General features: G+C 60.5%; 10 protein-coding genes and 3 pseudogenes. 6 read left to right on the forward strand and 7 right to left on the reverse strand.

What is annotated here, in order from left to right:
* Positions 1-97: 97 nt before the first annotated feature.
* A complete protein-coding gene (locus ACOCG7_RS08965; protein WP_347143515.1) occupies positions 98-760 on the reverse strand; it encodes a hypothetical protein in 663 nt (220 codons plus the stop codon).
* Between the two features lie 2 nt (positions 761-762).
* A complete protein-coding gene (locus ACOCG7_RS08970) occupies positions 763-1,923 on the reverse strand; it encodes a toll/interleukin-1 receptor domain-containing protein (RefSeq protein WP_347143516.1) in 1,161 nt (386 codons plus the stop codon).
* Between the two features lie 778 nt (positions 1,924-2,701).
* Between ACOCG7_RS08970 and ACOCG7_RS08975 the strand changes: the two are divergent.
* Both ACOCG7_RS08975 and ACOCG7_RS08980 read left to right on the forward strand, forming a co-directional pair.
* A pseudogene (locus tag ACOCG7_RS08975) lies at positions 2,702-3,536 on the forward strand (DUF932 domain-containing protein).
* Between the two features lie 124 nt (positions 3,537-3,660).
* Positions 3,661-5,887 (forward strand): annotated as a pseudogene (locus ACOCG7_RS08980) (ParB N-terminal domain-containing protein).
* Here the strand turns inward: ACOCG7_RS08980 and ACOCG7_RS08985 are convergent.
* The 3 genes from ACOCG7_RS08985 to ACOCG7_RS08995 are packed head-to-tail and all read right to left on the reverse strand — an operon-like array spanning position 5,882 to position 7,809.
* The gene (locus ACOCG7_RS08985; protein ID WP_347143517.1) at positions 5,882-6,652 is read right to left on the reverse strand and encodes a hypothetical protein; all 771 of its coding nucleotides are present in this window, start codon (positions 6,650-6,652) and stop codon (positions 5,882-5,884) included. The pseudogene ACOCG7_RS08980 and the gene ACOCG7_RS08985 overlap by 6 nt on opposite strands.
* Positions 6,645-7,337 (reverse strand): P-loop NTPase, encoded by a 693-nt coding sequence (locus ACOCG7_RS08990; protein WP_347143518.1) that lies wholly within the window; start codon positions 7,335-7,337, stop codon positions 6,645-6,647. The genes ACOCG7_RS08985 and ACOCG7_RS08990 overlap by 8 nt, the downstream gene beginning before the upstream one ends.
* A 10-nt stretch (positions 7,338-7,347) precedes the next feature.
* Positions 7,348-7,809 (reverse strand): hypothetical protein, encoded by a 462-nt coding sequence (locus ACOCG7_RS08995; RefSeq protein ID WP_347143519.1) that lies wholly within the window; start codon positions 7,807-7,809, stop codon positions 7,348-7,350.
* Between the two features lie 934 nt (positions 7,810-8,743).
* Between ACOCG7_RS08995 and ACOCG7_RS09000 the strand changes: the two genes are divergently transcribed.
* Positions 8,744-8,944 (forward strand): hypothetical protein, encoded by a 201-nt coding sequence (locus ACOCG7_RS09000; RefSeq protein ID WP_347143520.1) that lies wholly within the window; start codon positions 8,744-8,746, stop codon positions 8,942-8,944.
* Positions 8,945-8,954: 10 nt separating this feature from the next.
* Here ACOCG7_RS09000 and ACOCG7_RS09005 read toward each other — a convergent pair.
* Positions 8,955-10,033, reverse strand: a pseudogene (locus ACOCG7_RS09005) (IS630 family transposase).
* Positions 10,034-10,309: 276 nt separating this feature from the next.
* Here ACOCG7_RS09005 and ACOCG7_RS09010 point away from each other — a divergent pair.
* Together ACOCG7_RS09010 and ACOCG7_RS09015 are read left to right on the forward strand one after the other, a co-directional pair.
* Complete coding sequence (locus ACOCG7_RS09010) at positions 10,310-10,834, forward strand: cyclophilin-like fold protein (RefSeq protein WP_347143521.1); 525 nt, start codon at positions 10,310-10,312, stop codon at positions 10,832-10,834.
* 264 nt (positions 10,835-11,098) lie between these two features.
* On the forward strand, positions 11,099-11,842 hold the full coding sequence (locus ACOCG7_RS09015) for an SDR family oxidoreductase (protein ID WP_347143522.1): 744 nt from the start codon (positions 11,099-11,101) through the stop codon (positions 11,840-11,842).
* Positions 11,843-11,965: 123 nt separating this feature from the next.
* On the opposite strand, the gene ACOCG7_RS09020 is transcribed toward ACOCG7_RS09015, so the two are convergent.
* Positions 11,966-12,892 carry a LysR family transcriptional regulator gene (locus ACOCG7_RS09020; RefSeq protein WP_347143523.1) on the reverse strand — a complete coding sequence of 309 codons (927 nt, stop codon included), beginning with the start codon at positions 12,890-12,892 and terminating at the stop codon, positions 11,966-11,968.
* 238 nt (positions 12,893-13,130) lie between these two features.
* Between ACOCG7_RS09020 and ACOCG7_RS09025 the strand changes: the two genes are divergently transcribed.
* On the forward strand, positions 13,131-14,753 hold the full coding sequence (locus ACOCG7_RS09025) for a GMC family oxidoreductase (RefSeq protein ID WP_347143524.1): 1,623 nt from the start codon (positions 13,131-13,133) through the stop codon (positions 14,751-14,753).
* Positions 14,754-14,762: the final 9 nt, after the last annotated feature.

Below are 14,762 nucleotides of genomic sequence, written 5' to 3' on the forward strand. Positions count from 1 at the left end.
GCCGCCATCGGCCGCTCCCTGAAACACGGACAACTTGATCCGGACCGTCGCGACGACTGTCATCAGCCGCCATTTCCCGCACGGACGATGCCATCCATCAGGAGTCCTTCTTCCTAGGAGGTTTCCAGAAACGATCCTCCACCGTATCGGGCTGCATCTCAGGCGTGGGATAGCGCTCCTCTTTTACCGATATGTCAAGATGCCGATGGAACAGCGCGACATAGTCGTGATCATTCGACAGGTCCGCCGGCAGGTGCCCGATGCGTTCAGCCAGCCGCAGTGCCGCGCCGCCCGTTGAGAGCACCGGGATCACGCTGGCGTGGGGCTGATGTTGCCGGAACAGTTCATACTCTTCCACGATCCCGCCCATACCGCCGATAAACACGGCCGCCTTGAACTGGTTCTCGGAAAACATGCGCTCACGCATCAGGAGCAGGCTTTTGTCACGGTCCGCCTCCACGGCGTCGGTGAACGTGACGTTCTGGAATCGCGCGTTCTCTTCGGGAAACTCATCCCCGAAGAAGCTCGACTGATAAAGGCGGACCCACTTCTCGTACTGGACGCCAATATCCTGCGCGACGACCCAGATCATCGGCGTGATGGCGGGGTGACCGCCCCAGACCAGCGCCCGGCGACCGAGGACCACATGCACGAGCGCCGAGACGGCAGCGGCGATCGCCACGCTGTCGGCAGTCGCCGCATAGTCGGGTCCCCTGCGCGGATCTGGGACCCCGGCCGAAAGGAAGATGGCGTCGTTCATGATCAGTCTCCCCACGCAGCAAGTGTCCACCCCGCCTCGGAGACCTTGATCGCGCGAACCGCGCGGATATGCTCGTCAAGCCAGCGCAGATGCGAAGTCCAAGCATCGCGGATCCCGATGTGGTCATAGACGAGCACAGGGGCTTCGCGCTGCGCTGCACGCTGCGCCTTGTCTGCGACGTCATGAAGCGTCTCCGCAGTGGGAATCCCAACGATCGGGTAGGCCCAGATCTTCCTGTCGTCAAGCAGGCGTAGCGCGATGGCGCGGTGCGCGCCGATCGCTTCTATCGAGCCACCGATCTTTTCGACATCCGCGCGCAACTTTCCGGTGATCGACATGTACCGCGAAGCGATGCTGCGACTGCGCAGTCGCTCGATCCGCAATACGATGGAATCAGCCGTTGCATGCGCGATCGGGCCATCAGCCCCTTCGAGATCGCCGACGTCAAGGTACACGGTCTCTGACAGGTCAGTGAGTTTCGTCGGGACGTGCTCCGGCCAGATGACGCGCAGAACCTGAATTTCCTTGGCCCTCGCCCGCCCGATTTCCTGACGGGTCCATCGGCTGTCGAAATATTCGGGTGTATCGAGCATGACCATGACGTCCGAGTCGACGAGTCGATGCCAGAGCACATCCTGGAACGGATCACCGGGCCGGATGTCGTGCGTGTCGAGAAACACATCGAAGCCCCGCGATGACAGCAGGTCATGCAGTTGCAGGGCCGCCGCCCGCGACTCGGTCCGGCGATAGCTGACAAATACCCGTCGCTGGCGACGCAGCAGCCCGACGCATTCCAGCAACGCCGAGGCAAGCGCGGTCATTTCGGCGTCGTCGTCGCGACGCGTCAGGCCATTCGCCGACTGGAGGAAGTCTGGAATCACTGCACCAAACGGCTGACCGGGCGAAACGGTCGGAATCACAGGCGCGCTTGCGGCGACGATCTCCCGCGCCGGTTCGACATCCCCCAGCGGCGCGCCGCCAAAATAGGCTGCTGCAAACGCAGCACGGACATCACGGGTCGGGATGGACGCCCCGTCGTGGATTACTACGTCGGCACCGAGCGTCATGCCGAAATCACCGATCATGCCTTCGATAGTTGCGCTCAGTCGATGCCGGTCGGCAGCCGTGGGGCTGCCCAAGATAGCCAGTTCGTACAGGCTCATAAGCTCAGTAACCCGCGGCCTTCGCCGCGGCCTCGATCCGTGAGGAAATATTGTTATACCGACGCTGACTCGTCTTTTGTGGCCCGACGGCAGCAGCCCCCTACGAAAATCCATTCAGTTTGCATTCGTTCGTCTTGTGCCGCAGTCGAGGTAAGTGGCAAAAATGATAGATGATCTGCTGCGAAAAAGGAAAGAAGTACTTGCTCTGCTTCCGATCTATGCATAGGACATAAACCCGACCGAAGGGCCGTGTGAAGAAAAAGCGAACTTGAGAAAATGCCCTAACTCAAATCACGCTCTGACCGACGCGATTCCATAGTTTCGCCCCCCGGTCTTGATAGAGCAACGCCCCGCATCAGCGAAGGTCGCAAAGAACAGAGCATATTAGCGGCGTAACTGGCTTGCGGGCGGCGCGTCGAGATGCTTCCCGCTTCGCCACCACCGAGCCGCAGTCAAACCCGTGCCCATCGCGTAGTCCCTGCCCGGTCAACTCGCAGCATGGCATGCACCCGACTCCCAGGTTCCCGCCCTTGACCCGCGACCGTAGCCGATAGCGGGCAGGCATCAAGGGGCGAAGGACCGTGTTGCCCGCACCCCTCCCTCGCCTTTTTTCCTTGACGCCTGCCCGCTATCGGCTCCTTCAGTCGCACGGGCGGGAACCCGGGAGCTTGGCGGCAGCAAAGCCAACCCCGAGTTCCACCGGGAGGTGTCCAGCCGCAACGGCAAGTCACATCCCGTCGCCCGGTTCAGGTCCTCAACCTTGACTGTGGAGATTGCCATGCAACTCGCTTCCTCTTTCCGTTCCGGCTCCCCGATTCTTCGCGCCGACTCCCCCCTGTCGGATGACCAGATTCGCCGCGTTGCCCCATCCATCTTTGCGGACGGCAAGCACGAAAGCCGCTCCGAACGCTACATCTACATTCCGACCATCGACGTCCTGCGCGGGCTGCGCAACGAGGGTTTCCAACCTTTCACGGTCTGCCAGACGCGCGTGCGGCAGGACGACCGTCGCGAGTACACGAAACACATGCTTCGGCTTCGTCACGCCGACCAGATTACCGGCGAGGAAGCCAACGAAATCGTGCTATTGAACTCGCACGATGGCACCAGCAGTTACCAGATGCTCGCAGGCATGCTGCGCTTCGTCTGCCAGAACGGCATGGTGGCAGGCGAAAACGTCGCCGATATCCGCGTCCCGCACAAGGGCAACATCGTCCAGAACGTGATCAACGGTGCATTTGACGTGCTCGACGGCTTCGACCTGATCCGCGAGCAGAAGGAAGGCATGCGTGCCGTCACGCTCGACCGCGACGAACAGCATGCATTCGCCCGCTCCGCACTTGCGCTGCGCTACGACCCGACCGACGGAGAGGCACCGGCCCCGGTTACCGACAGCCAGTTGCTCGCCCCGCGCCGCTTCGAGGATCGCTGCGACGACCTGTGGACCGTCTTTAACCGCGTCCAGGAAAACCTCACCAAAGGCGGCCTGCATGGACGTTCGCGCACGGGGCGGTCGATGTCCACCCGTCCCATCACCGGCATTGACCAGAACGTGAAGCTCAACCGCGCCCTCTGGATGCATCGCGGATGCAATGCGCCAGATGAAGGCATAACAACGACAGGGGCGAGAAATCCGCTTCGACTCATCATCCATCAGGACTCCTCTCCGGGTCGAGTCCTGATGAAATCCGTTAGTGCCCGGTCCGGACCTTTCCTTTCTACATTTTGGAGTCAGTTATGCAAGCCCAATCCGAAACCATGACGGTAGATATCGCCGAACCCGTGGCCGTGCTCGAATCCCACTTCGGTAACGAGCAGCCCATCGTGACCGTCCCGTATTCCACCCTGCGGCCTTCGCCACTTAATGCGCGCACGAAACCCCTGTCGGGCATTCCTGGCCTTGCCGCCAATATCCGGGCGAAGGGTCTGCTGCAAAACCTTGTCGTCCACGAGATAAAGGGATCGCGCGGCAGCCAGCACAAATATGGCGTGTGCGCCGGTCAGCGCCGCGAGGCTGCCCTCGACCTCCTGTTCGAACAGAAAGACATCGCAGCCGACTATCCGGTCCCCGTACGGATCGTCAGCAAAGGCGAAGCCCTCGCCGTTTCCCTGATCGAAAATACCGAACGCGAAGGACTCGATCCCTTCGACGTGCTGCGCGCATACCAGATGCTAGCCAAGGAAGGGCGAAGCATCGATTACATCGCCGCGCTCTTTTCCGCCTCGCCGCTCACCGTCAAACGGCGCATGAAGCTCGCCAGCGTATCCCCAAGGCTGTTGGCCCTTTTGCGCGAGGACGCGATCACGCTTGACCAGCTTGCTGCAATCGCCCTCGCGGACAACCACGAAACGCAGGAACACATCTGGTTCGATGCAAACGAGTGGCAGCGTCAGCCCAACTATCTGCGGCAGGCCATCACGCGGGCCGAAATCGACGCGAGCCGCAGCCGCCTTGTGCGCTTTATTGGCCTCGACACCTATGAAGCAGCAGGCGGGTATATGCGCCGTGACCTCTTCAGTGAGGACGGAAATGCGGGCTACATTGCCGATGCCGAACTTCTGCAGCGGCTCGTCGCGCAGAGGCTCGACGTCGCATCAGAAGAAGTGCGCGCCGAGGGCTGGGGCTGGACAGAAACCCGAGTCGAGCGTGACGTGTTGGAGCTTAACCGCTACGGCAAGCTGCGCCCCATCCAGCGCCCCTTTACCGACGACGAGCAGCGCGAAATGGATGCGCTTACCGCAGAGCAGGATGAACTGGCCGGGAAGCTGGAGGCGCTGTCTGAGGACGACGAAAATGCCTATGAAGAAGCCGACCGCCTCGATGCTGAAATCGAACGGGTCAGCGCCGCAATCGTCGCACTCGAAAGCCGCGCTCTCGTGTGGGATGCACAGCAGATGGCGAAGGCGGGCGCGTTCGTGATCATCGATCCGCAGGGAAAACTGCTCATCGAGCGCGGTCTCGTGCGGCGCGAGAACAGTGCGGCGCTGGACGCGTCGGGTGCGACTGTCACCGGCACGCCGCAGGCGGAAGCGGCGGACCCGGCAGACTGTCCTGTTACGAAGATCAAGCCAGTCCACAGCGCGAAACTCTGCCAGCGACTCACCGCGCACCGCACCGTCGCCATCCACGCCGAAATGGTCGCGCAGCCCGCCATCGCGCTCGCCGCCCTGTTGCGGCATCTCGTTCCGCAGGCTCTGCCCGAGCAACTACGGTTACACGTCCACGCGCGACTATCTGGCGCTATCAGGCGACAACAATCACGACAGCCTGCTACGCGCGGCGGATGACCTGCCCACCAGCGCAGCATGGAACACCATTGAGGCACAACGGGCCCGATGGGCCGCCGAGCTGCCCGCGAAACGCGCCGACCTGCTGCCGTGGCTCGCGAAGCAGGATCCCGGCACGACGATGCTTGACCTGCTCGCCTTCTGCACCGGCACCCTGCTCGACGGCATCGTGGGCGAAGAAAAGCCGCAGGCGATCAGCGCGCTCGCGGGCGCGCTAAACCTGGACATGACACGGTACTGGACGCCGACCCGTGCCACGTATTTCGATCATGTCAGCAAGGCGCGCATCGGGGAAGTCGTGTCCGCAGCCATTTCGCCAAAAGTCGCCGCCGACCTCGGAAAGATGAAGAAGGCAGACGCCGCTGCCGCAGCCGAATTACGTCTGGCGAAGGTCGCATGGCTCCCGGAAATCCTCACCGATACGGAGATCCCGGTCTCGCCGTCCTGGCAAGCCCACGACGATGAAGACGGAGACGCCGAGGCGGACGAACACGGCCCGGACACCGGCAACGGTCCCGACGAGGCGCAGGAGGATAACGACGGTGCCGCCGAGTCCGGGAGCGATGACAGTGGCATCAACAACACGGCTTACGATGCGTCCGTGTCTCCCGCCGCAGCCGGCACGCAGCCGCCGTGGCCCTTCCCGACCGCTGCTGGCTTCGCACACGCTTCATGATGCCCTTGCGCTCATGAAAGGCGACATCAACAACGCATGACCCGTGCGGGCAGACGGCAAACCGTCTGCCCGCACCATATAAAGACCGGAATAGCGACCCGCCAGCCCACCCGCTGCCGCCGCGAGCAGAATTACGATCAGCGCTCCTGCCACCAGCGCGCGGAACGCCTTCGCTACACGTCGCGCCGCCATCTGGTCAACCTTTGCAGCGCGCGCCGCCGCCTCGCTCATCTCCCGTTCAAACAGAGCTACCACTGCGTCGAGCTGCTGCCGGTGCTCGCGAGCCGCTACGGCTACCGCGCCAACCACCCGGTTTCCCGCTATGCGCGCAATCCGGTCAGCTGTGCGCGCCGCCTGCGCAACCAACGCCTGCTCATTCAGCACCGCGAGTGTCGCGCGATACCTCGCCTCCTGTTCAACGGCCATGCGTTCCGCGAGTTCGATAGTCGCCTTGCAGCGCGCGAGCGCGTCACGGTGCTGCGCCATCAGCGCGTCCGTCGCCTCACGTGCCTCATCGCGCATCGCGTCCAAGTTGCCCTTGCCTGCCCGCTCGATGCGCTCCGGCATCGCTTCGTAAAGCCGCGCATAGTATTCGAGCACCGCGAGCACCGACCACAGCGCATCGTTGTCGCGCAGATTCAGAGCCGTCGACACCCGACGCATGCGCAGCAGGCTCGCGTCATCCGGCTTCTCCCCGGTCACGTCGTAAAAAAGCCGGGCGAGCGGATCGACGGGGCGGCCTCGCCGCGCTCGCCGCTCAGGCATTGCCCGTCACCCCGGCAAACATCGCGTCATAGAGCGCTCGCCAGCGCAGCAGTTCCGCGCGCTGCCCGATGGGCAGCGACTCCGCCGCCTTGCGCACCGACAGGCGCTGACTGCGCAGATCGTCCGCCACACGATCCGCGAGTTCGGGAAAGTCGAGCGACTTGCCCTTCGCCTCAACACTCTTGCGGATTTTCGAGTCCTGATACAGCACGAACCTGTCCGGTGTGCCGTAGTGGCCATTGCGCACGACGTGCGTCATCGCATCCGGGAAGGTTTCACCGAACTGCCGCAGCAGTTCCAGACTGTCGCGCTGCCGGTTGATCACCCAGAACACGACCAGCCGCCTGCCAAGCTCGCCCAGCGTGCTGGCCAGCGTCGCACCGTAGCGGGCAACGCCGTCCTGATTGCGGGCTGCCGTGCTGACCACCACCACTGCGTCGCGATGCTCGTCGCAGTAGTTCACGAAATTGATCCAGCCGTCCGCCTCGTCCAGGTCAAACGCGGCGCAATCAATCTCGCCCTGCACGGCCTTCATCACGTCGGGGTTTGACGTGTCGTTCTCTACCAGCACGGGCTTGACGCCGCGCCGCTGCAGATGATCGACCAGCGCGAGCGCGACAAGGCTCTTGCCAACGCCGCCCTTGCCGCCGCCCACGAGATAGATGGTATTGACTGCCGTATCCATCGCGACTCCTCTACAGATCGTCAGTGTCGGGCCGGATCGCGAATCCGAGTGCGCCCTGCAACGGCTCGGATTGCGGTCTGGCTTCCGTCTTTCCCCCATCCTTGCGAACATGCTTGGGCTGAGACGTCGCATCCTGCGCGCGCGATTGCGCCTTGAACGTCTTCTCGGCCGCAGGCGCGCGTGCACCTGCTGCGGACCGCGCAACGGAACCAGAGCTACCGCCTTTCCCGGTCGAGCGCAGTGCGTAGCGAATCGTCCCAGCCGTGATGTCAAGACCCTGTCGCTGAGCCTGCTCTGCGATCTGCTCCAGCGTATAGCCCTTCGCCTGCGCAGTCCGTACGCGCACACGCATGTCTTTCATCGCATCGCGCACGGTCACGCCATGTTCGGTATCCGGTTTCTCTGGCAGCGCATCGAGTGCGCGACCAAACGCCTCCCATTGCGACTTCGTATAGACCTTCGCAACAGGCATCGTTACCCTCCTGAACATTGGCTACGCATCGCTGTGACATCATCGTGCGCACATCCTGAACACGCGTCAACACGATTTTTGCGCACGACTTACTCATGCAGGAACACATCGGCAGTGAAGGGAAAGTAGGAGAACAACGCACTCTTTTGCGTATGTGGTGCGCACGCGACACACGACACCAACGCATCACGGAACGCCAAGGCGTAGAAGCTTCCCGTTCACTTGAGGTCATCGCCTTGACGCGGGATTCTGGCATCGCTTTCGTCACGTGTGCGCGTGCGATTCCAGCCTTCTACGCCGGAATTACTCACCGTGCTCCACGCCGAACCGAGAGACCCACACTCAAAATAAGCGCGTCGCCTGCATATCAACGCACGCAGATCTTCGTCTGCTCTGTGCACTACGTTGACGGCCTAGGCACGAGACTAGGTTTTTTATGCGGTCCGCGAAGCGCGTCGCTCAGCGCAATTACTCAACGAATCATTCGCACTTTTCGCGCGCGCCAAACACGCCAAAGAAGGCACATTCCACACGTCCGGTTCCCCATTCGTCAGCAGTTGATGGCGCGGCGGCTACGCATCCCTTAAGACATGGCTCTGCACAATGCGTTGACTCTGGTGCCAACCCTACATCGCATCGTCTTCGCAAGGACAACGCACGTGGTTCTACGAGGATCGATCGGACGTTTTCGCGAAGGCAGAAACCTCTGCGCACAGGGTTTGCTTTGGGCCACAAAAACGCACGGAGAACAAGGGATGGCAGGATAGGCTACCGCCGGTTTTGGGCGCCATGTGCGAAACACTTCTACTAGTACAAGATTCCTCAAATAGGTTTAGTAATTATCTGGCTGCAAATAAGGCTGCAGGAGCGTGACGACCAGCCGTGCCATCTCATCCAGGATGCCGGCGCCTGGCAGGGGCTCCCATCGCCCGCTATGGCTACGAAAGGCCGCACCATAACGATTGCGGCTGAGTTCGCTCAGGCGTGCCACAACGGTCGGATCCTGGTCGTCCAGGCGTTTGATCAGCAGATGATGCCCGTAAGCTTGCGTGACAATCTGCTCGTGGCCCAGGAGGGCGCGCAGTTGACGCTGCAGTTCGCTCGCGTGATGTTTTTGCGGGTAAGGCAGGCATGACGGCTCCGGCTCAGGATGCGCCAGTTTGCAACGGGTACCCCCGAAAAGTCCAACTGAAGGGGCGTGCCGTCTGGTTGCGCTCGCGGATGAAGCGCTCCGTGCGCTCGCGCAGATGTGCGGTGCTCTCGTGGCTGGCGTGACGCAGCACACGCCCGGTATAGACGGCAAACCACAGTTCGATCTGATTCACCCAGCCCGCGTGCAGAGGCGTGAAGTGGAAGTGAAACCGCCCGCCGTGCCGCGCGTTAAACGCCTGCCACACGGCGTGTGCACGATGCGTGTTCAGGTTGTCCCAGATCACATGTACCTGCTTGCCCGGATACGCGGCCGCCACATTGCCCATGAAAGCCACCAGGTCGTCTGGGTACGTTGGTCGCCGCAACGGCCCAGTACCTGCCCGGTATGCACGTCCAGCGCAGCAATCAGCGCCTGTGTGCCATGACGGATATATTCAAATTCGCGACGACGCAACCGTCCCGCTTTGGGCGCGCGTCCAGGATGCTTGCGTTCAATCGCCTGGATGCCGGTCTTCTCGTCAATACTCAGCACGACTGCGTTCTTCGGCGCCTTGCGATACAGCCTGCAAATCACATTGACCTTCTCGCGAAAGGCCGGATCCGGACTGTGTAGCCACTGCTGCACCCGATGCCGACGAACATCGCCGGCCTGCAAGATGCGCTGCACGTGGCTGCGGCTGATCTGTTCAATCCCGCGCTCGACAGCGCGCGTCATGATCTCATCGAGCGTTGGGGTAACCCGACCGTGCGCGTCCTGGACCTCGCAGGCCAGCGCGATCAGTTGCAGCCGCGCTTCGTGCGTGATGCGCACCGGCCGAGCGCAACGCTCGCCCTCCCGGATACCTCGGGCACCTTGCCGCGCAATGCGCTGGCGCCACAAGCTGACCGTTTGAACGGACACGCCCGGTTCCTGCCCGATCGCTGCGCCTGAGTAGCCCTCATGCGCCATTAACGCGATGCGCGCCCGCGTCACATCACGCTGGGCCGCCGTCGTGCGCCTGATCAGCGCCTGCAGCTCCTCTCTGTCCTTCCTGGCCGGCGTCACTGGCGTTGCATGACGACCTCGGCTCATGACGCCAGGATAAACCATGTAACTAATTATCAAAAATAATTGCGGGATGTTGTACTAGCGTCTGCTCGACTAATGAGCCCCAGTCATAGCTTCAAGAAAGCAGGGCAACTTAATCTCTATGAAGAAATTCGATACAGTAAACAGCAACGTCCATCCGGTCGACTGCGGCGGCACCGCGATGGATTGAGCCAGCCCCGAGCCGAACTCCGCACGCGCGCATTTCGGGCATCGTCACCTTGGGAGGTGCGCATAACTTCCCAAGCAAAGGAGCAGAATTTGGACACGAAGGTTTGCCGATCGGTTGCGCTAGCTGTTGCATTGGCAACGATTACTCTCCCTTTTGTGAGCCATGCCGCGTCTCCATTAAAGAGCCAAACCAATCCGGGTAACGTACAGACCGCTTCAGCAAAACAAGACGCAACCATGTCGAACAAATCAACCGCGCTGACCCGAATCAAGCTGAGCTTCGACGGGAAGCAAGCGGTGGTGGAACTCACCGACAACCCCGCCAGCCGCGACTTTGTTTCCATGCTGCCGCTAACACTGAACTTCCGGGACTACAACGGAGTCGAGAAAGTGGCCTATCCGCCGCGCAAGCTCTCGACCAAAGGCGCGCCCTTTGGATTGACACCGTCAGTGGGTGACTTTGCCTTGTATGCGCCGTGGGGAAACCTCGTGGCCTACTATCGCGGGTTCCGGCACTCCAACGATCTGGTCCATCTCGGTCGTTTCACTTCGGGCATAGAAGAACTGTCAAAGATGGACGGCGAATTCAGCGTCCGTATCGAAGCTGTGCAGTAATCGGCTTCTGAACGGCTTCTGAAATTTCGAAGCTGTTCCGCCGTTTTCTCGAACCGCAGGTGTGATCCTCGGTGCGGAGTTTGACTCCGCACACGTGCCGTCCGTGGCCCGGCGGAATTTCCGATCAATGGCCGCAACTTCCGAGCCGGGTCATAGTTCCTATAAGGCGCGGCCACTCAATCCTTGGCGAAAAGCCTAATAAAGCCGGAACCTGACTTACACAGCCCGACAAAATGCTCCCGCAACCATCCTTAGGTATCAGACATGATTGAAGATAAAGTTGTAATCATCACCGGCGCCTCATCTGGAATCGGCGAAGCGACGGCGAAGCTGCTTGCGCGCGGCGGCGCCAAACTGGTGCTAGGTGCACGCCGTATCGACAAGCTGGAGAAAATTGCCCGCGACATCCGCCACGACGGTGGCGTCGCCGTTTATCAGGAGTTGGACGTCACACAACAATCAGCCAACGACGATATCGTAAAGCTGGCGCAAGATACCTTCGGCAAGGTCGACGTTATGTTCCTGAATGCGGGCGTGATGCCGAATTCACCGCTATCCGCCCTGAAAACAGACGATTGGCACCAGATGATTGACGTCAACGTGAAAGGCGTCCTGAATGGAGTCGCGGCAGTGCTGCCCGTGTTCATGAAGCAGAAATCTGGACACATCATCTCGACGTCTTCAGTTGCGGGCCTTAAAGCGTATCCCGGCGGCGCGGTCTACGGCGGAACGAAGTGGTTTGTGCGCGACTTCATGGAAGTTCTTCGAATGGAGTCTGCCGCCGAAGGTACAAACATCCGGACTGCTACTATTTATCCCGCTGCCATCAACACTGAACTGTTGAAAACTATCAGTCAGAAGGAAACACTCGAGCAGATGCGAGGGGTGTACGACAAGTACGGAATCGCGCCAGAGCGCATCGCCAACGTGGTCGCTTTTGCGATAGACCAGCCCGAGGATACGACGGTCAACGAGATCACGGTCGGCCCAGCCAATCAACCTTGGTAAGGCGAGAGAGATCGGTGGTGCCCGACTGCCGCGTTGATTACTTTCGTGCGCGAAGTTAGTTGGTGCTGCCGAATGCGTCACCGTTTCGGCGTGTCAGCACGGCTTCGGGCGCGCGTTGTTAATTTATATTGCTGACCGCGACGTAGCTCGAAGCACGTCGAGAAAATGTGATACGAGCGGACTTGCTCGATTAGGGTCCCATATGGCCCCGATGTCGGGAAAGCACATATCGGGCTCAACTCGCACTTTCTCGAGCCCTTGCGACTGGTACAACTGCAATTCAGAGCCCAGCAGAACGGACAGGTAGTTGTTCTCGCCCATAAGAAGCTGTGCCCTGATGGATGAGCTTGCCTCGACGCAAGGCGTTGGAGGCGCCAAGCCTTGTGCAGCAAACGCGGCGTCGAAGATGCCCCGCATCACGGCGCCCGAAGGTGGAAGAAGCCACGAGTATTCGAGAAGCTCGTTCCATCGGGGCGCCCCATTCCGAAAGCATGGATGCCCTTGCCGCGCGACCATCTGCACGCTGTCGGGTATCAGCGCTTCGGTGGCAAATCCGGAACCGAGTGCGGTCGCCCCCAGTGCCGCAATAATCACATCGATGCTTTGATTCGCGAGCATCTCCAGCAGCGTGGTGAATGGCGCTTCGACAACGGAAACGAAGATGCCTGGACGAGTTCCCTGCAGGTTGGCGATTGCCTCAGGCAAAAGCACGCGGGGCAGACCCGTGCCCACGTGTAGCCGTCCATGCAACCCCGACTGTACCGCCTTCAATTCTGCGTCTGTCCGATAGACGTCTCCCAGCACTCGCTCCGCGTGCAAACGCAGCACCTCGCCGGCCCAGGTCAACTCAAGGCGGCGATTACGCAGAAAGACCGCATGCCCTACGACGCTTTCCAGATCGGATAACCAGTGGGACAACGCGGGTTGCGTCATATGCAAGCGGGTAGCTGCGGCTGTGATATTCCGCGTTTCATGAAGCGCCAGCAAAACTTCGAGGTGCCGCAGCTTCAGCTTGCGCGCCCATGGAACGCTGTTGAGGGTCTTCTCCATCGATCAATCATCCCAGGTCATGCGTCATTGTTTATGGACGTATCCAGTTTATTCATTTCCCGGCGGTCCGGCCAACCTGGATAATTTCCCGGCGGTTAGATAAATGTGACTGCACGTCGAGCCTGATCAATTCGCAAGAGGTCTCCGACGGATGCAGTCGTCGAGCGGGCACCGGCCGTCAAGGTGCTCCACGGCATCGATTGAAGTTCACGGCACCCGATCAGAAAGGTACATAACCATGGAAGTCTACGACTACATCATCGTCGGTGCGGGGTCGGCCGGATGCGTCGTCGCTCGAACGCTGACCGACAATCCCGCGAACAAAGTCTTGTTGCTGGAAGCGGGACCACCGTCGAACAAATTTTGGGTACACACGCCAGCAGGAATGGCGAAGCTCTATTTCGACAAAAAGCTCAATTGGAACTACTTCACGGAGTCCATGCCCGCATTGCGCAACCGGAAGATGTACTGGCCGCGTGGCAAAGGCCTGGGCGGCTCGAGTTCCATCAACGGCATGATTTATATCCGGGGCCATAGGAACGATTTCGATAACTGGAAGAATCTTGGCAATCCAGGGTGGGGTTACGACGACGTCTTGCCATATTTCAGGCAGATCGAGCATAACGAGCGTGGAGCCGATGAATACCGCGGCGCTGCCGGCCCGCTGTGGATCAGCGATCCGGCTTTGAAGGCTCCCAGCTCGTTTGATTTTATAGCGTCCGCGGAACGTGTTGGAATTCCACGCACAGAGGACCTGAACGGTGCGCTTCACGATGGCGTCGGTTTCATGCAGCACACCATTCGTGATGGACGGCGCCAGTCGGCATACGTCGCTTTCATCGAGCCCGTTCTTGATCGCCCAAACCTGACCGTTCGCACGGACTGCGTGGTCAATCGCGTTCTGATTGACGGCAACCGGCAGGCGACAGGCGTCGAAATTCTCCACGGCGGACAGCTTCAGTCGATCGCTGCCGCGAAGGAGGTCATCCTGTCAGCGGGCTCGTTAAATTCTCCTCAAGTGCTTATGCTTTCCGGCGTGGGGCCCGGGGCGGAACTCAAGCGACATGGTATCCAGCAGATTGCCGACGTTCCAGGCGTGGGTCGAAATCTGCAGGATCACTTTTATGTGCACACCACATATACGTCGACGGCATCGAGTTCGTATAACCGCAATATCCGTGGCCTCTGGAAGTACCTCGAAGGTGCTCGCTATCTGCTGACGCGCAACGGTTACCTTGCGTTAGGCTCGTCACAGGTCGCCGCATTCGTGAAGAGCGGCCCCGAGGTCGAGTACGCCGATCTTCAGATCAGCTTCCGGCCAATGACCTTCACTTACCACTCGAGCGGACACGTCGAAGTGGACCGGCAACCGGGTCTGGGCGTCTCGGCATTCATATTACGTCCTCGTACAACCGGCGCGGTGACGCTTCGGTCCGCCAACCCCGCCGACGCGCCCGTGTTCACGCCAAATTTTCTGACGAACGAGGACGACATCCGCGTCATGATGAGTGGTGTCCGGCAGATTCGTCAGATCATGGCTACGGAGCCCATTGCTTCACGAGTTGTGAGCGAACATTTACCTGGGGCGCAGGTTCGAAGCGATAAGCAATTGCTGGATTTCATGGCAGAAACCGGCAATACGGCTTCTCATCAAAGCGGCACCTGCAAGATGGGACGTGACATGCTCTCGGTTGTGGACGAGCGACTCCGTGTACGCGGCGTGGAACGGCTGCGCGTGGTGGACGCTTCGATCATGCCTCACGTCACATCGGGCAACACCAACGCACCAACACTCATGATCGGCGCCAAGGGCGCTGACATGATTGCGCAGGACGCTGTTGCGCGCCGCCCGATTGACTAGCGAAGCCAG

Origin of the sequence: Paraburkholderia sp. DD10, assembly GCF_049177125.1 — a bacterium.
Taxonomy (GTDB): Bacteria; Pseudomonadota; Gammaproteobacteria; order Burkholderiales; family Burkholderiaceae; genus Paraburkholderia; species Paraburkholderia terricola.